At 68.9% G+C, this 16814-nt stretch carries 11 protein-coding genes; 5 read left to right on the top strand and 6 right to left on the bottom strand.

The annotated features are described in order from the left end of the window. Positions 1–684: 684 nt before the first annotated feature. Positions 685–1581 carry a hypothetical protein gene (locus QHF85_RS24840; protein ID WP_281329782.1) on the bottom strand — a complete coding sequence of 299 codons (897 nt, stop codon included), beginning with the start codon at positions 1579–1581 and terminating at the stop codon, positions 685–687. A gap of 113 nt (positions 1582–1694) precedes the next feature. Here QHF85_RS24840 and QHF85_RS24835 point away from each other — a divergent pair, with 113 nt between their 5' ends. Continuing rightward, complete coding sequence (locus QHF85_RS24835) at positions 1695–4217, top strand: DUF2169 domain-containing protein (protein ID WP_281329781.1); 2523 nt, start codon at positions 1695–1697, stop codon at positions 4215–4217. A 110-nt stretch (positions 4218–4327) separates the two neighbouring features. Here QHF85_RS24835 and QHF85_RS24830 read toward each other — a convergent pair whose 3' ends face one another. Then, positions 4328–4804 (bottom strand): hypothetical protein, encoded by a 477-nt coding sequence (locus tag QHF85_RS24830; protein WP_281329780.1) that lies wholly within the window; start codon positions 4802–4804, stop codon positions 4328–4330. Positions 4805–5138: 334 nt separating this feature from the next. Here QHF85_RS24830 and QHF85_RS24825 point away from each other — a divergent pair, with 334 nt between their 5' ends. The 3 genes from QHF85_RS24825 to metG all read left to right on the top strand — a co-directional run bounded on the left by QHF85_RS24825 (position 5139) and on the right by metG (position 8889). Further along, positions 5139–5711 (top strand): hypothetical protein, encoded by a 573-nt coding sequence (locus tag QHF85_RS24825; protein WP_281329779.1) that lies wholly within the window; start codon positions 5139–5141, stop codon positions 5709–5711. Positions 5712–5842: 131 nt separating this feature from the next. Then, positions 5843–6679 (top strand): lysophospholipid acyltransferase family protein, encoded by an 837-nt coding sequence (locus QHF85_RS24820; RefSeq protein ID WP_281329778.1) that lies wholly within the window; start codon positions 5843–5845, stop codon positions 6677–6679. 89 nt (positions 6680–6768) lie between these two features. Beyond that, positions 6769–8889, top strand: coding sequence for a methionine--tRNA ligase (gene metG, locus QHF85_RS24815; RefSeq protein WP_281329777.1), 2121 nt, complete (start codon positions 6769–6771; stop codon positions 8887–8889). A 529-nt stretch (positions 8890–9418) separates the two neighbouring features. On the opposite strand, the gene QHF85_RS24810 is transcribed toward metG, so the two are convergent. The 4 genes from QHF85_RS24810 to QHF85_RS24795 all read right to left on the bottom strand — a co-directional run bounded on the left by QHF85_RS24810 (position 9419) and on the right by QHF85_RS24795 (position 15408). Further along, complete coding sequence (locus QHF85_RS24810; RefSeq protein ID WP_281329776.1) at positions 9419–10588, bottom strand: hypothetical protein; 1170 nt, start codon at positions 10586–10588, stop codon at positions 9419–9421. 46 nt (positions 10589–10634) lie between these two features. Continuing rightward, positions 10635–12485: an IgGFc-binding protein gene (locus tag QHF85_RS24805; protein ID WP_281329775.1), complete on the bottom strand. Its 1851-nt coding sequence runs from the start codon at positions 12483–12485 to the stop codon at positions 10635–10637. Positions 12486–12546: 61 nt separating this feature from the next. Further along, positions 12547–13182, bottom strand: coding sequence for a YkgJ family cysteine cluster protein (locus QHF85_RS24800; protein WP_281329774.1), 636 nt, complete (start codon positions 13180–13182; stop codon positions 12547–12549). Between the two features lie 48 nt (positions 13183–13230). Further along, positions 13231–15408 (bottom strand): M4 family metallopeptidase, encoded by a 2178-nt coding sequence (locus tag QHF85_RS24795; protein ID WP_281329773.1) that lies wholly within the window; start codon positions 15406–15408, stop codon positions 13231–13233. Between the two features lie 269 nt (positions 15409–15677). On the opposite strand from QHF85_RS24795, the gene QHF85_RS24790 reads away from it, so the two are divergent. Then, positions 15678–16802, top strand: coding sequence for a hypothetical protein (locus QHF85_RS24790; RefSeq protein ID WP_281329772.1), 1125 nt, complete (start codon positions 15678–15680; stop codon positions 16800–16802). The last annotated feature ends 12 nt before the right edge of the window (positions 16803–16814 follow it).

Genomic DNA, 16814 nt, shown 5'->3' with positions numbered 1-16814 from the left:
CCGCGCGCGGGTCGACCCCCGGCCGAGGACCCCCGCGCCCTCGCCGCGCGCGGGTCGACCCCCGGCCGAGGACCCCCGCGCCCTCGCCGCGCGCGGGTCGACCCCCGGCCGAGGACCCCCGCGCGCTGCCGATTTCCTTCTCGATCACGAACAAAAAAGCCCCCGCCCCTCGCCGATTCGTCTCGCGCCGCGAACGTCGGACCCCGCGCCCCTCGAACGTCGCGACCCGACCCCGGCGCGTCGACCCTCGTGGCCGCACGTTTTGCGACCCGAACGCCAGGTTCGGACCCCTGGGCCCTCAACGTTTCTCACACGCGCCTCCATCGTCGAGGCCCGCGCCCTCGCCGCTTCCGACACGCGTCGCGTGAGAGGAGGTCCGCGGGGTCGCGAATCGGCGCTCATGCCGCGAACTCCGAGGTCGGCAGGGCCTTCGCCTCGGGGTCGAGTGCCGAGGTTCGACCCCCGCGCCCTGTTTGATCGGCGCGCGTGTCGCAAAAGGCGACCCCCGCGCCCGGTTTGGTCCGCGCGCGTGTCGCAAAAGGCGACCCCCGCGCCCTCTCTCCTCGGCGCTCGGGTCCGAAGTCGCGACCCCTCCGGGGTCCGAAGCTCGGGGTCGAGGGACGAGGAAAGATGCCTTCCGCGTGAATGACGCGTCGTGAAGCGATCTCTTCGCCGGTTCCGCTGCTATCGTTGCTGCTGCGAAAGCGCAATGGCAAAGGCCACGTCCTGGGCGCGATGCGCCTCGGAGACATCGAACATCTCGGCCGAGCGGCGTTCGAGGGTGCGCGCGAGCTCGTCGAGCGGCGCTCCCTCGTCCACGGCGGCCCTCGCGATGCGCGCCACTTCCTCCTCGGGGACGTCCAGCCGTCGGGAGCAGAGGAGGAGGAGGTCGCCCGCGCCGAGCTCGACGTCGAATCGGTCGATGCCGATCCCCATATTCGAGAGTCCCCCGAGGCCGTTGACGAGGATGTTGGGAGGGATCTGCGCCGGATCGATGTCGTTGTACTTCGTCATGCGAGCGAAGACGAGGTGCATGTAATGCTCGACGACGAGGCTCTCGAAATGGTCGGCGCCCGCGCGGAGCAGGAGCGCGCGCCCGATTCCCACGTGCGCCCCACGCACCCGGCCGCCTTCGAAGGTCGCGGCGATGCACCCGACGAGGAGGCCGTGGATGCGCGCATGCGCCGGGACGTTCGCCACGACCCGGTCGATCTCCGAGAACACGGCGGCGAGATCATGCGGGAGCGCCGCCCGATCCCCGAAATCCGCCGCGCACGCCTCATAGACGAACGCGCCCGCCTCCCGCGATTGCATCGCGCCGGCCCAGCCCCAGTCATCAGGGAAGCCGTCGGCGGCGCCCACGAACCGCGCCTTCGTGTTGGGACTCGCGAAGGGCTCGACGATCGCACGCACGGCCAGGCGCGCGCCGAGCCATCCCGTGCAGTGCCCCCCAATGCCATCCGCGACGACGAGAATCCCCTCACAGGCTCCGGCGCCGACATCGACCGTTCGGCTGTCGCGCGAAGCGCACAGGCCCAGGGTCGACTCGATGGCAAAGGCGTTCGTCGTCGGGTCGACCATCGAAACGATGGAGCCACGACGCCCGCACGCCGTCAACCCGCCGTGGATGCTCGAAATGGCGCCGTCCAATCTCCGCTTCCGCTCCCGCTTCCGCTTCTGGTACTGTCGGCCGGATGGAGGTCGTCGCGCTCGGCCCGTTCTACGTGGCCTCTCTCCCTTGGCAAAGGCAGAGCCGCGAGTGGGTGCTCACCGTCGTCTGCAAGGCCACGTTCGATCTGGCCCCGGGCGAGCTCCGGCTCTCGTCGGGCCAGGAGCCCATCAACGACGCGGATAACCACTGGGACGACGATCCCCGGCGCAGCGTCTACTCGCCGAGCGACCTCGTTCCGTTCCGCAAAGGCGCCGACGTCACGCTCGTCGGGCACGCGTTCGCCGCGCATCATCAGCCTTGTCGATCGCTGCTCGCGCGGATGGTCGTGGGCTCGCTCGACAAGGCCATCGAGGTCCACGCCGACCGCACCTGGTCCGGCGAGGCGCAGATCACCGACGGCCCCGCCTTCACCCACATGCCCCTGCGCTACGAGCGCGCGCAGGGCGGGGCCGGGACCATGAATCCGGTCGGGATCCCCGTCTCACCCGGGCCCTTGCCGAACCTGCACCCGGCGCGCCGGCGCGGCACCCTCCAGGACGACGGATCCCCCGTGGGATTCGGCCCGATCGCCGCGGGCTGGCCCCAGCGCGAGACCCGGCTCCGGCGCCACCGCGGCCATTTCTCCCACGCCGACTGGCATACGCGGCCGCTGCCCGACGACATCGAGATCGAGTACTTCAACGCCGCGCCGCCCGATCAGCGCCTCGCCGAGATCACGCCCGATCTCGAGATCGTGCTCGAGCACCTCCACCCCGATCACCCGCGCCTCACGACGCGCCTCCCGGGCCTCCGCCCGCAGGCGTTCGTCGAGCGCCCGCGCGGCGGGCCGCAGGAGCTCAACCTCGTCGGCGACGCGCTCTGGATCGACACCGATCGAGCCATCTGCACGGTCACGTGGCGCGGCCAGATGCCGCTGCTCTCGCGCGACGAGCGTGGTCGTGTCCTCGTCGCGATGGGCGCGGCCCGCCAGAAGCTCGGCTGGGACGAGGTGCAGATGCTGATCCGCGCGCTCGCCCCGCAAAAAAAAGCATCCACGCCCGCGCAGCCCGCGCAGCCGGCGCCCGCCCCCGCCTCCGCCGCGAAGCCCGCGCCTGCCGCGCCGCCGAAGCCCGTTCGTCCCGTCGAACACCACATCTTCGAGGAAGAGTCCGTCGAGACGGAGGTCATCTCCACCGAGGAGCTCGCGCGCGCCGAGGGCGTGAATTTGCCGGCGTGGCTCGCGCGCGGCCGCGCCCGCGGCGGTGCGTCGGCGCCTCCCCCCGCGCAGGTGCCCGCCTCCGCGCCCGCGACGGCTCCCGCGCCCGCGTCGGCGACGGCCCCTGCCACGGCGCCCCGCGTCCCGACGCAGCCTCCCCGCGTCCCCGCGATGCCGCCCGTGCCCGCGATCCCCCCGGCGCCCCCGGTTCCTGCGGCGACCGTGGTCCTGGCCGCCCCCGCGGTTCCGGCCGCCCCTGCGGTCCCCGTCGCGCCGCCCGTCGCGCCGCCGCTGGTCCCGCCGGCTGCGGTCGGCGCCGCCTCGCCGGCCTTTTCGCCTCCGCAGGCGACGCCCGTGCCTCCGGCCGAGGTCCCTCGCCGCGAACCGCTCGACGTTCCGGCCGCGCCCGCCTCTCCGCGCGAGATGAGCCCCTGGGCGGCCGGCGCGTCGGCGAACGTCATTGGCGCGCCTACGCATACGCCCGTCGCGGCGCCCGTCACCACCACGCCCGCCGTTCAGGACGACGCGCGCCCGCGCGTGCCGCCGGCGCGCCCCTCGCGCCGGCTCGGCCCCGAGATCGTGGATCTCCTCTGGTTCGATCCGCAGGGCGTCGCCCGGATTCGCGCCGCGTTCCCGTCCATCGTGGACGAGCTCGAATTCGAACCGCTCGATCCCAAGCACGACCTGCCCACCGACGATCCGAATGCCTCGCGGGATCGGCACGACACCTTCGGCGTCCTCACGCGCGGAACGCCGACGGACGGACGGGGCATTCAACGGGCGATGCTCGAATCGATCAGCGAGACGGGCCGCTTCACGCCGCCCGTCGTCATGCTCACGGGCGAGCTGCGCTTTCCCTTCGACGAGGTCGAGCACCTGAAGGCCGCGGTCGCCGCGGTCACGCCCCTCGTGACCGAGGACAACAAGAAACTCAAGGACGCCCTCGAAGCGGCGAACGAGGTGCTGAAAACGCCGCTTCTCCAGGCGCCCTCGAATGTCGAGCTCGTGACGAGCGAGCTCCGCGACGCGCTCCGCCAGTCGAAGCGCAGCGTCACGGTGAGCCAGCTCGACGCGCACATCGAGCGCGTGCTCCTCGATCAACGCAAATACCAGAAGCGCATCGTGTTCGGCGACGAGCAGATCCGCGCCCTCTGCGTCCCCGCGGGCGAAAATACGACCGTCCCCGTGTACCTGCCGCAGACCCTCGCGATGAAGCTGCCGCTCATGCTCAGGATCAAGGCGCGCCTGCTCGCCGAGGCCCACGCCCAGCAGGACCAATACGAATCCCACCCGAATGCGCTGCGCGTCCTCGCGCTCGGTCGCGTGGTATCGATCGACGGCTGGCGATAGGCCCCGGGTTTTTCTTTCACGCACAAAATAGGGCGAACCCGACCGGCGCCCGGGCGCCGATCGGGTTCGCGTTCACACGTCCTTTCGAATCGAGGGCTCGCTGCCTCGGCTCACCACCGGCCCTGGCCCAAGGCCCAGGCCCTGCTGCCGTAGCCGTAGTAGCCGCGCCCGTAGCCGCCGCGCGGTCCGTAGTACGGGCCGCGGATGAAGTGCCGGCCGCCGATCCCGCAGTCGAACCCGCGCCCCAATCCGCAGGCGCCGCCATAGGCGCCGTAGCCATAGCCGCCGATCCCGACGCCGCCGATCCCGACGCCGCCGATCCCGACGCCGCCGACGAACCCGGCGCCGCCGACGAACCCGGCTCCGCCGCAGGCGCCCCAGGCGCAGTCGCCGCCCGTCGAGAGCGCGTCTTCGCTCTCCGCCGTCGCTTCGTCCGCGCTCACGGAGAGCGCCGCGCTATCGTTCGCCTCGTCCGCGAGGGCCAGCTCGGACTCGGGATCCTCGACCTCGGCCGCGCAGCCGGTCCCAACGATCGCGATGGACGCGGACAGACCGAGCAGCGCGAAAAACTTCGAGTACTGATTCATGGTTGGCCTCCCCAATGGTTCCGTTCGTAGGTGATCGTTTCCGCCACGGCGATTGCGGGCTGTCCCGCGCTCACCGAGCATCTCCGACCACCGCGCTGTCTCTTTGGCCTGGGCGAGCCCTCGTCGAGCGGGGCGGCCACACGCTCGCCGATAAACTTTGGAAGTTCTGCCAAGGACGGGGGGAAACCGCCTGCCCGGCGAAACTCCGTGCGGGGCGGCGCTTCCGCTCGCGAACGGACGGTCTCATGGGAAGGGGGCGACGAAGAGGGCGATCCTGCCTTCGTTCGTCGAAAGCCGCCGCGCGCGTGGCGCGCGTGCAAGGAGGGAATGCGCCATGGGACGAACGCTTCGAATCGTCATGCTCGCCGCGCTCGCGGCCCTGCCGCTCCTCGCGGCGCCTCCCGCGGAGGCGCAGCGCCGCACGCAGAATCCCGTGTTCCGGAACCTGGGCATCGACATCACGAACAAAGGGCACCTCGACATCGATTTTCGTGAATATGGTCTCGCGCGACGGGGGAACGTCGAGGTTCAGCTCCGGGCCGAGGTCCGCGCCGTCTATCGCTGCGCGACCCGGAACGGCGTCATCACGGGCGGCCAGGCCGACCGGAAGATCCTCCGCCAGTACGTCGCCGAGAAGGTCACGCTCCGCGCGGATCGCGAGGGCCGCGTCGTCGGCTCGATGAACCTCGAGGCCCCGCAGGCGGCCGCGTTCTGCGCTCGCGATCGTTACCCGGTGCTCGTCCGCGTCACCTTTGACGACGTCACGCTCCGCGACAACACGAACGGCGTGGCCGTGCGGCTCGAGGGCCGCTACAGCGAGCGCATCGGCAATCGGTACAACCCCTTCACCGTGTTCGACCGTCGCGACGACGACGGCCGCCACGGCGATCGATTCCGCATCCAGTGACGGCGCGCGAGCGTGGTTCGAAACGACGGACGCTCCTGGTGAGCTCGCGCCGGTGACGTCCCCGTCTGTCGAAGAAGGCGGCGCGGTCACGTTTTTCTCGGTATCCTGGACGGCGGAAGGTGACACGCAGGATGACCGCGCTGGATGGCCTGTTCGAGGCGCTGGATCGACGGATCCCCAGGGATCTCAGGGAGATCGTGGACACGGTCTCGCCGACCGTGAACGCGCTCGGGTACGACAAATGGGGCTTCTCCACGGCGGCGGCGAAGCGCACGCTCTACGTCGCGACCTGGTTTTACCGGCATTATTTCCGGGTCGAGGTGCACGGGATCGACCGCGTGCCGCCGGGCAGGGGCCTGCTCATCGGCAACCACTCGTCGCAGCTCGCCTACGACGGCATGATGGTGGCGACCGCGATGATGCTCGACGCGCACCCGCCGCGGGCGGTGAAGGCGATGATCGAGAAGGTCTTCCAGCGCATGCCGCTCGTGAACGTGTGGATGACGCGGTCCGGCCAGGTCACGGGCCTGCCCGAGAACTGCGAGCGCCTGCTCGCGGACGACGAGCTCCTCATGGTCTTCCCGGAGGGCGCGCGCGGCAGCGGCAAGCTCTGGAAAGACCGGTACAAGCTGCTCGACTTCGGGACCGGCTTCGTGCGCCTCGCGATGAAGATGCGCGCTCCGATCACGCCCTTCGCGTTCGTCGGCGGCGAGGAGGCGTGCCCGGCGATCTTCGACATCAAGCCGCTCGCCCGCGCCCTCAGCATTCCCTACTTCCCGATCACGCCGACGCTCTTGCCCTTGCCCCTGCCGGCCCGCTGCTCGATCTGGTTCGGCGAGCCGATGTGGTTCGAGGGCACGGGCAACGAGGAGGACGCCGAGGTGATGCCCAAGGTCGAGGCCGTGAAGGCGCGGATCGCGGAGCTGCTCGACGAGGGGCGAGCGGCGCGCAAGAGCCTCTACCTTTGACGTTCCTCTGACGCGGACGGACGGACGAACGGCACGATCGCGGGTCGGGCTTGGCAAATGTGCGCGTGATGGTGCACATTGCGCCCGCCATGAAGCCTTTGAACGATGGGGGCTCCGCTTCGACGAGCGGAGCTACGCCCCCAAACCCCCTGCTCGTCACCAGCGCGCTTCCCTACGCGAACGGCCACATTCACCTCGGGCACGTGCTCGAGTACACGCTGACGGACATCTTCGTCCGGTACCAGCGCATGACCGGGCGCCGCTGCATCTACATCTGCGCGGACGACACGCACGGCACGTCGATCATGATCCGCGCGCGCAAGGAGGGGCGCTCGGAGGAGGCGGTGATCGGGGAGATGAGCGCCGCGCACCAGCGCGACTTCGCGGACCTCATGATCCAGTTCGATCACTACGGCAGCACGAACTCGGCCGCGACGCGCGAGATTTGCCACGAGATCTGGGCCTCGCTCCGGAAGAACGGGCGGGTCGCGAAGCGCGACGTGACGCAGCTCTTCGACCCGCAGGCGGGCACGTTCCTCGCCGACCGCTTCGTGAAGGGCAACTGTCCGCGCTGCGGCTCGCCCGATCAGTACGGCGATAGCTGCGACAAGTGCGGCTCGACGTACAGCGCGACCGAGCTCGTCGACCCGAAGAGCACGCTCAGCGGCGCGCGGCCCGAGCTGAAGAGCGCCGAGCACCTGTTCGTCGCGATCGAGCCCGACCACGCCTTCCTCGCCGAATGGACGGCGGCCGAAGGCCGGATGCCGAAGGAGATCTCGAACTACCTGGCCGGCCATTTCCTCGCCGAGCCGCTGCGCGACTGGGACGTCTCGCGCCCCGCGCCCTACTTCGGCTTCGAGATCCCCGACGCGCCGGGGCATTACTGGTACGTCTGGTTCGACGCGCCGATCGGATACATGGGCACGACGCGCGAGTGGTGCGACAAGAACGGCGAGCGCATGGACGACTGGTGGCGCTCGGACAAGGCCGAGATCGTGCACGTCATCGGCAAGGACATCGTCTATTTCCACACGCTGTTCTGGCCCTCGATGCTGAAGAGCGCGGGGTATTCGTTGCCCTCCCGGGTGCAGGTGCACGGCTTCTTGACGGTGAACGGCGAGAAGATGTCGAAGACGAAGGGCACGTTCGTCATGGCGCGGACGTACCTCGACCACCTCGATCCGGCGTACCTCCGTTATTACTACGCGAGCAAGCTCGGCGGGCGCGTCGAGGATTTCGATCTCAACGTCGACGAGTTCGTCCAGAAGGTGAACGCGGAGCTCGTGAACAAGATCGTGAACCTCGCGAGCCGCTCGTCGCGCTTCGTGGCGAAGACGGGTCTGTCGGCGAATTACCCGGACGACGGCGGGCTCTTCGAGGCGGCAGCGAAGGCGGGCGCGGAGATCGGCGAGGCGTACGCGGCGTTCGATTTCGCGCGGGCGATCCGGATCATCGTCGGCCTCGCGGATCGGGCAAACGAATACGTGGATCGGGTGGCGCCGTGGGCGCTCGCGAAGCAGCCGGGCAAGGAGCAGGACGTGCAGAACGCGTGCACGGTCGCGCTGAACCTGTACCGGCAGATCGTGCTGTACCTCGGCCCCGTGCTGCCGAAGCTCGCGGCGGAGTCGGGCGTGCTGCTGAATTGCCCGATGGATCGGCTGGACCTCGCGCAGAAGCCGCTCGTGGGCACGCCCGTCGCGCCGTACCAGCATTTGATGAAGCGAATGGAGATGGATGCCGTGCAGAAGATGATCGAAGCGAGCCGCGCGGGAGAGCCGGGCGAGGCGCCGAAGGCGGCGGCCGCACCGGAAGCGGGCGCGGGAGAAGCGGCCCCGACGAAGTGGGAGGACGCGGGCGACGCGCTCGCCAAGGAGCCGCTCGCGCCGCAGTGTTCGATCGACGATTTCACGAAGGTCGACATGCGCGTGGCGCGGATCATCGCGGCCGAGGGCGTGCCGGGGGCGAAAAAGCTCCTGAAGCTCACGGTCTCGCTCGGCGGCGATACGACGCGGCAGGTGTTCGCGGGGATCAAGGCGTACTACGATCCGAAGGATCTCCTCGGCCGGCTCGTGATCGTATGCGCGAACCTCGCGCCGCGGCAGATGAAGTTCGGGCTGAGCGAAGGAATGGTGCTCGCGGCGGGCGACGGGGAGAACGTGTTCGTCCTGTCGGCCGATAGCGGGGCGAAACCTGGGATGCGGGTGCATTGAGGCGTCTCGCTGGGGCGTTGCCCCAGGCCCCAGCAGGGGCTGTCCGCCCCTGCACCCGGACCAGCGCAAGCGCTGGACTCGTGGTCGATGAACTGCGCGATGCGCAGTTCATCGAACGGGCCGGGTCAAGACCACGGGCGACCCTGCCAACCAAGACAGCCGCGTTGATGATTTAGCCGGCAAGGCGGTACCACCGGCCTGGGGGAAGAACTGCGCGCAGCGCAGTTCTTCCCCCTGAGGTCCAGGGCTGGCCCTGCAAAGAGGGGGCGGACAGCTTGAAAAACTCTCCCCGCATCGACTGCGCTTCGCGCAGTCGATGCCCAGAGGTCCAGGGCTGGCCCTGGTTCGGGTCGAGGGGCGAAGAGCCCCCGCGGGGTCCGGGGCAGCGCCCCGGCGCGGCGGCTCCCACGCGAGCTTTTGCACGTCCGCGTATTCGTCCCACGCGAGCGCCGCGACGCGGGCAAACGCGCTTGCTCCGCCTCGACGAGCGCGAGCGCCTCGGTTTTTCCGATCCGGGGCATGGCCCGCGTCAATGCCTCTCGTGCCACGGAACGATCCGCGGCGGCGGCGACGGCTTCCTTTCGGACGGGGGCGGGAATTTCGCTGTCGGCGTGTGCGTGAGCGGCGGGCCTTTTTGTTGCTCCTCGTATTCCTCGACCCGGGTGGCCGCGATGTTCAGGCGCGTGGAATCCGGCTGGTAGATGCCGGAGGGAAAGGCGAGCGACGCTTCGTACATGCCGAGGAGTGTCGGCACCGGCTCGGCGAGGGGAAAGGTCTCTTTCACCACCTGCACGTTCCACGAGGCGATCGTGGAGCTCGGCTTCAGCGGGTGCAGGAAGAGGAATCGGGCGAGCGCGCGAAGCGCCGCCGCGTTGTCGAGGAGCTCCTTTCGGATCTCGGGCGTCCGGATCGACCATGATTCGATCATCGACTCGTTGCAGAGCACGTATTCGCGATAGCCGATACGCTGCTCCGGTCCGGCCATCGACGCTGCATAACCTGTCACGGGCGTGTCGTGCACGAAATACACGGCTGCGATGCGCTCCGGGTGGGCGAGCGCGTCTCCGATCGGCACCGGTTTGCCCGCGAGATCACGCACTTCGAGGTCCTTCTTCGAGGTCATGAGCACGGCGATCCACGCCTCGGGCTTCAGCGTCACGCGAAGGAGCCGGTCGCCATAGGACTCGCTGCCGAGGCCATACGCCGTTGCCCAGGGCGCGGTCCAGGCGTAACGCGCGCGGGCGAACGGCGTCGTGCGGAGCATTTGCGCGAGCGGTTCCTTGGCGAGAGCGCGGGCGTGGAGCATTTGATCGAAATACGACGCGCCGTGCTCGGGGGATTCGGTGCGCGTGAGGAGCACGAGGTTCTTTTCGAGCTCCGCGATCTGCTCGCGCGTCGTCCACGTATAAAGCACCCGGCGCGCGAGCGAGCCGTCCGTCACCGCGTACGGCACGAACTTCTGCACGATTTCTTCTTCGCCCTGGTTTGGGCCCGTCCACGCGGACACGGACGTGGACGGCGTGGGCGCGGCCGCGTGGGCGGGGGCGGACGAGGCGGGCCGGGGGGGCGCGGGGGAGGGCGCGGGGGAGGGCGCGGGGCCACATGCGAGCTCGGAGAGCGCAATCGAGAGCCAAGCGCCCTTCTCCAGCGTGGCCTTGGCCCGTCGTCGGTATCCCGCGCGCCCGTCGTCTCGTCCCATGGCGGGCGAGGATATGAGCTTCCGCGCGGGCGCGCAGGGATTCCTCTTACTTGAGCGGAGGCGGCTCGTACACGCGCTTCACGTCCGCGCCGCCCGCGAACGCGTACGATCCCGCGCTCCCGTAGCCGTATGCGATGATCCCGAAAGGTTTGTCCCCGGAGAGGCGGTGCACGCCGGGCTCCAAGGGGCATTTGCGAGAATGGTACGTCTTGCCATCGACCATGCCCGCGGACTCGATCTGGCAGAAGGTCGTCGAGCCGCCGTCGAGCATGATCTCCGAGCCGACCTCGGCCGCGATCACGACCCAGTTCTGCGTCCACGAGGACGGCGTCGGAATGACGTATTCGGTGCGGAACTGCTCGATCGGCGGGAAGACCGTGAGCGACGGATCGCCGATCGCCGGGCCGTCGACGTACCCATTCGAGACCTGGAGCTGTCCCACCATGACCGGCTTCGTCGCGCCGACCACGAAATTGTCCTGGGCCCAGGTGGTCTTCACCTCACCTGCGTGGAGCACGAACGAATCGAAGGGCGCGGGCAGGTTCGTCGTGACCGTCGCGTCCTCGGCCACGCCGAGGAATCGAATGATGTCGGGCTCGCGGTAGCCCGACGTGGAGCGCACGGGGCTTCGCGTGATCACGTATTTCGAGCCCACCGACTCCACGGGGAACATCTGCTCTTCGAGGTGATCGAGGCAGCACGTGCTATCGCTCGTCCAGCCTCCATACGTCGGGATCTCGACGACACCGCCGGGCGCGCTCGTGGTCTCGACGCCCGAGAAGACGGCGACCGGGAGCGTGGACGTGACGATCGTGGACGAAAGATCGGCCACCGTCTTCGTGTCGTCCTGGAATGTGGCGTCGTCGGTCTCCAGGTTCAAGACGTCGAAGGGATTGAGCGTGACCTTGATCTCGCCGCCGGGCATCGTCGCGGCGATGGGAGGGTTGCCCTTGATGCGCCAGCTCGGCTTGACCGTGACCACGGTGTTCGGTTTGGTGCCGATGACGGTCACGTACGAGCGATCGATGATCTTGCCGATGCCCGGGAAATCGAGCGGGACCGGGTGCCCGGCCGGCCAGTTGATGATGCGGTAGATCTTGCCGAGCCCGGTCGTGGGCAGGAGGAGCGACGCGTCGTTCGAGTAGGCATTCTCGAAGACGTTGAACTGATACACGACGATCGGGTTCGACGAGGTGATGCGGAACGCGTTCGAGGACAAACACGTCCCGGGGGAGAGGTAATCGTTCGGCTTGACCCCGCAATCGAGCTCGCGCGTGGGCAGCTTCGCCGTGAAGAGCGCGCCGGGCTGCACGTCGACCGCGAGCACGAGCTTCGGCGTCGCCGGCATTCCGAGCGGCGCGTCATTCATCTCGATCACGACCTTTGCCGGTGCCTCGCCGGTGTTCGAAAGCACGACGCCCCAGGGCGCGCTCGCCGGATCGTTCAAGCCGTCCTGTTGATCGAGATCGGCGGCCCAGAACTCGCATCCCACGTTGGAGGGCTGATCGGCGGCAATGTCGCAGGCGCCGGTGCACGCTCCATTGGAGCAGCCGAACCCCGCGGCGGCGTCGCAGACCTCGACGACCTCGGTCGCCGTCTGGCCGTCCTCGGAGCAGCGGCGGACCTCGTTCCCCACGCAGGTGAGGCCACCGGGCTGGCATTCGACGCAGCCCGTGTTCGGCGCGCACACGCCGCTCGGACACGTGATCGGCGTGCCGGGCGTGCCGTCGGGATTGCAGGGCGTGAAGACGGCGCCGAAGCATTGGCCGCAGCCTTCGCCGCCGCCGCCAGACCCGGCGGAGCCGCCGCTGCTCGTGGACGTGTGATCGCCGCCGGCCGAGCAAGCGAAGGGGATCACGAAACAAGGGAGGAGAAAGAGAGCTAGCAGAGTGCGCATGCGGCGGAGAATGCCACGGTTCCGCGCGCTTGCGATCGACGTATCGGCGCCCGTCGCCGAATTAACGCGACGCGCCGGAGAGCGCGCGGAAGAGGCCGATCTCCAGCCGATGGCCCGAAGCATCGATCCCCGCGGCGTGGAGCGCGTGATCGTAGCCCGCCTCGACGGCGTCCGCGGCGCGCGCGAGGAGCGCCACGCGTGGGGGCAGCGCGTCGGTGCGGCCCTCGAAGGCGTCCCGACAATCGTCGGCCGAGCACGAATGAAAGGCCCGGCAGCGTAGCGGCCGTGCCTCGTGCACCGAGCAGTGACCACGCTCGTCGAGCAGCGCGCAGGGGATCCGCGCGGCCCAGCGCTCCTCGTCGGAGAGCGGCGCGACCCGCGCCACGTGACGGGCGAGCCGCTCCTTCAGCGCTTCGAGCGCTTCCGGGGCGAGCGAGCGGCGGAGCCACGCGGCGACGGCGAGGATCTCGGGCACGGTCGCGTGCGCGTGCACGTGGCAGCAATACGAGCAGCCGGCCGAGCAGGCCGGGGCGCGGGCGCCCGTGCCCTGGGCGCGCGACGTCTCTCGCTCCATCGCCGCGTGGGCCGCGAGGGCCAGCGATTCGAGGCTGCCCTCGTCGAGGCGGCTCTCGACGTCCCGCGCGACGCGCGCGCGGATCGCCTCGTCTCTTTGCTGCAGGACACGGAGGGCACGCACGGCCCGAGCATTACGCCTCGGGCCGCGCCGGTCAACGCCGAACGGTGGTCATTTCACTTCGGCGGAATCGACCCGGAACGTGGTGATGTCCAGGCTATCGTTCGTCGTGCGGAACTGGAGGCGGACGGTCTGGCCGCCGTAGCCCGCGAGCGAGAGGCTCTTCAGCGCGTACGCGCCGGCCGTCCCCTTGTTCAGGTTGCTGTAGGTCGCGAGCGTCTTCAGCAAGGTGCCGGAGGTGCTCCGGAGCTCGACGAAGAGCTGGTCGTATTGGGTCGTCGTCGTGGTCTCGGCCGAGGTCACGTTCAGGTAGAACGTGAGGGTCGGCGAGGCGCCCGCGGGGATCGAGAGCTGCTGGTACAGCGAGCCCGAGACGCTGACGGCATTGCCGAAATAAGGATACCCCGTGCCCGATTGCGGGTAATTGCCGTTGTTCGTGTAGAGCGCGCCCGTGCCGCTCAGCACCCAGGGGCTCGAGCTGCCCTCGAACGTGCCGTTCGCGAGCAGGTTCGTCCCGCCGCCGCCGCCGCCGCTCGCGCCGGGGCATTCGCCGACGCCGACGGCGCACCAGGCGGATTGCGTCGACGCGTATTGCGCGCTCGACGCGCCGAAGAGCGCGCTCGCCGCGCTCAGGGTGGCCTGACGGGCGCCCGCGAAGTTCGTGCTCGCGGTCATGTAATCGGCGAGGGCCTTGTACCAGATCTTGCCCGCGTCGTCGGCGCCGATGCCCGTGACCTTGACGCCGCTCAGGTGGTGCGTGCCGCCCTTCGCGAGCAGGTAGAACGCGTGGTTCGGGATGCCCGAGTTGATGTGGACGCCGCCGTTGTCCTCGGTGCCCGTGTAGCGCTCGCTGTAATGGTCGGGATCGTCGTTCGACGTATAGCCGCTGTTGCTCGCGTTGTGAGGGGTATCCATGTAGCGGAGCGCGTCGCCCGCGGTGCCCGGCGTGTAGCAATCCTCGCCGATCTTCCAGGTGTCGGCGCTCTCGCCGTAGACGTACCGCTCGACGAGCGCGCCGAACACGTCCGACCACGACTCGTTCAGCGCGCCGGATTCGTTCTCGTAGGTGAGGTCCGCCTCGTACTCGGTCACGCCGTGCGTCATTTCGTGCGCGGCGATGTCGACCGAGACGAGCGGCGAGAACGTCGAGCCGTCGCCGTCGCCGTACGTCATCTTGCTGCCGTCCCAGAATGCGTTGTTGTAGGACGTGCTGTACCGGATGACGGAGCTGATGAGCCCCGCGCCGCCGTTCGCCGCCGTGTAGGCCGTGGGGCCGCCCGCGCCGTCGATGCCATTGCGTCCGTGGACGTTCTTGTAATAGTCGTAGACCATCGCCGCGCCGTACTGGGCGTCGACCATGACCCGCTGATCGCTGCCGCTCCAGATGTTGTCCGTGTCGGAGAGGCGATAGACGGTACTCGTGCCATTGGAGTAGGTGAACGTGCCGACCTTGCGCGTGAGGTCCTCGAGGTAATACTTGCCGGCCGCGCTGCTCGTGCCGATGGTCACGGTGCCGCTGTAGAGCGAGCTGCCCTGCGCGGTCTGGAGGTTATCGTAGCGGTGGATCTCCTCGCCGCTGTGCGCGTCGAGGAAGATCACCGGCATCGCCGTTTCGCGCGTGCTGTCGATGCGCCGGAGCCGTACACGATAAGCGAGGTGATCCTGCCCCTCGTGGCGCATCACGAGCAGATCGACCTCGGGCGCCGCGGTCAGGCATGATTCGCAGCCGTACCGATCGAGCGCGACGCCGATGGCTTGCTTCTCGCTCAAGGTGGGTTTCACCGAGAGGTCGCGGCGGACGTGCTTGACGAATCCATCGGTGACGCTACTCAGCTGGCCGTTGCGATCGAGGTGCACGATCGCCTCGCCCTCGAACACGGGCACGCCCTTGAATTTCTGCTGCATGCGCGTGTGGGCGAGCGAGAGCTCGTCGAGCCGCACGCGCTTCACCGCGACGTCTTCCTCGCTCGTGAGGCCGAGCTTGTCCAGGTTGATCGCGATGTGCGCGCGGCTGATCGCCTCGGCCAGCGTGTGTTGATCGGCGTCGCCGGACGGCGTGAAGACCGGCCTCTGTCCCGTCGCCGCGGCCTCCTCCATGCGGCCCTCGGGGAGGCTTTCCTCCGGCATCTCGGAGACCGCGCAACCGGCGCCGAGCACGAGCGAGAGGCCTCCGAGGGTTTTTCCGAAACGACGAGCGAAAGGCATGGAGATCGGTTGCTTCTTCGACATGAACCCTTCTTCCGCGAACAGGTGGAGGTTCTTCGCAAGCCGAAAGCATGGAGAAGCGACGCGATGGAAATCCAACCCCTCTCCCTGTCAAGCGACAAGTCGCAGGCGATTCCGCGCCAAGGAGCCTCACTTCCAGAACGAAGAAACCTTCAGCAATCTGCGAACATAGGATGCACGAGGGCGATGACGCGTGGCGGCATCGACAACGAGTGCTTTCCACGTTGTCGCGAGTCGTTGTAAGATTTTCGATCGGACATCCGGAGCGTACCGTGAACAAGCGATCCTTCACCTGTCTGTTGTTGCTTCTGACATCTCTCGCTGCGTGCGGGGGCGAACCGAATCCTTCTCCCGGCGCGGGAGGCGCCGGAGGCGCGGGGGGCGCCGGCGGGGGCGGCGGAATGGGCGGCGCCGGGGGCACCGGTGGAATGGGCGGCGCGGGCGGAATGGGCGGCGCCGGCGGCGGCGCGGGCGGAATGGGCGGGTCCGGCGGAATGGGCGGGTCCGGCGGAATGGGCGGGTCCGGCGGAATGGGCGGCGCCGGGGGCATGGGCGGCGGCGGAAACGAGGCGCGCGTGGTCGTCGGCGTGATCAATGCGCCGAACGAGCTCTTCGTGCAGGCGGCGTCGGTGCACGTCGTGGCGAAGGTGGACGGCGCGGTGGTCCGGGACGAGATGTGGGGCTCGGGCGTGCCGGCGCCGCTCCTTTTGCCCCAGGAGCTTTCGATCGAGGGCCTCGCCGACGACGCGCTCGTCGAGGTCTCGCTGGACACCGACGTCGACGGCACGGGAATGGACGTGGTGCAGCGCCTCGCGAGCACCCGCGCCCGCGCGGGCAAGACACCGCTCCTGCGCGTGACGCTGAGCAGCATTGGCTGCGGCGCGGGGTGTGGTGCGGGCCTGACGTGCAACTGGGGGCGTTGCCTCGATCCTCATCTCGCGCCGGAGGTGCTCGAGGAGTACACGTCCGATTGGGCAAAATACAGCTGGTGCAAGCCGAAAGAGCCGGGCGCGCCGACGATGACGCTCGGGCAGGGCAACGAGATCTGGAGCCCGCTCTCCGATCAGGACACGTTGCAGGTCTGGTCCGGTGATCAAGGGGGGCACCACATCTTCGCGTCGCTCCGCACGAAAGGCGTGAAGCAGACCGCGATCGTGAAACTCACGGCGACGCTCACCGACACGGGCGAGGTGATCGGGCCTTCGCAATCGGTGCGCGTTTTTCCGGACAGGCCGGCGCAGGGGTTCTGCGAGACGAAGGGGCTCCTATTCCGGATCGACTCGAAGCTCGACATGGGAGAGCTCATCAACCGGCAAGTGGATTTGAAAGCCGAGGTCTCGGACACCGACGGGACGGCCCTCACGGAGCAGAGAACGGTGGTGATTGGTTCGCCCTGACGAACGGCAGGG

This window comes from Polyangium sp. 6x1 (genome assembly GCF_029946515.1).
In the GTDB taxonomy this organism is placed as follows: domain Bacteria; phylum Myxococcota_A; class Polyangia; order Polyangiales; family Polyangiaceae; genus Polyangium.
This window is presented reverse-complemented; position numbering and strand designations above follow the sequence as displayed.

What these genes read in the sequence shown, in the direction of transcription:
- QHF85_RS24840 (WP_281329782.1), bottom strand. Translation starts at nt 1,581, where the DNA reads ATGGTCGACCCGACGACGAACGCCTTTGCCATCGAGTCGACCCTGGGC.
- QHF85_RS24835 (WP_281329781.1), top strand. Translation starts at nt 1,695, where the DNA reads ATGGAGGTCGTCGCGCTCGGCCCGTTCTACGTGGCCTCTCTCCCTTGG.
- QHF85_RS24830 (WP_281329780.1), bottom strand. Translation starts at nt 4,804, where the DNA reads ATGAATCAGTACTCGAAGTTTTTCGCGCTGCTCGGTCTGTCCGCGTCC.
- QHF85_RS24825 (WP_281329779.1), top strand. Translation starts at nt 5,139, where the DNA reads ATGGGACGAACGCTTCGAATCGTCATGCTCGCCGCGCTCGCGGCCCTG.
- QHF85_RS24820 (WP_281329778.1), top strand. Translation starts at nt 5,843, where the DNA reads ATGACCGCGCTGGATGGCCTGTTCGAGGCGCTGGATCGACGGATCCCC.
- metG (WP_281329777.1), top strand. Translation starts at nt 6,769, where the DNA reads ATGAAGCCTTTGAACGATGGGGGCTCCGCTTCGACGAGCGGAGCTACG.
- QHF85_RS24810 (WP_281329776.1), bottom strand. Translation starts at nt 10,588, where the DNA reads ATGGGACGAGACGACGGGCGCGCGGGATACCGACGACGGGCCAAGGCC.
- QHF85_RS24805 (WP_281329775.1), bottom strand. Translation starts at nt 12,485, where the DNA reads ATGCGCACTCTGCTAGCTCTCTTTCTCCTCCCTTGTTTCGTGATCCCC.
- QHF85_RS24795 (WP_281329773.1), bottom strand. Translation starts at nt 15,408, where the DNA reads ATGTCGAAGAAGCAACCGATCTCCATGCCTTTCGCTCGTCGTTTCGGA.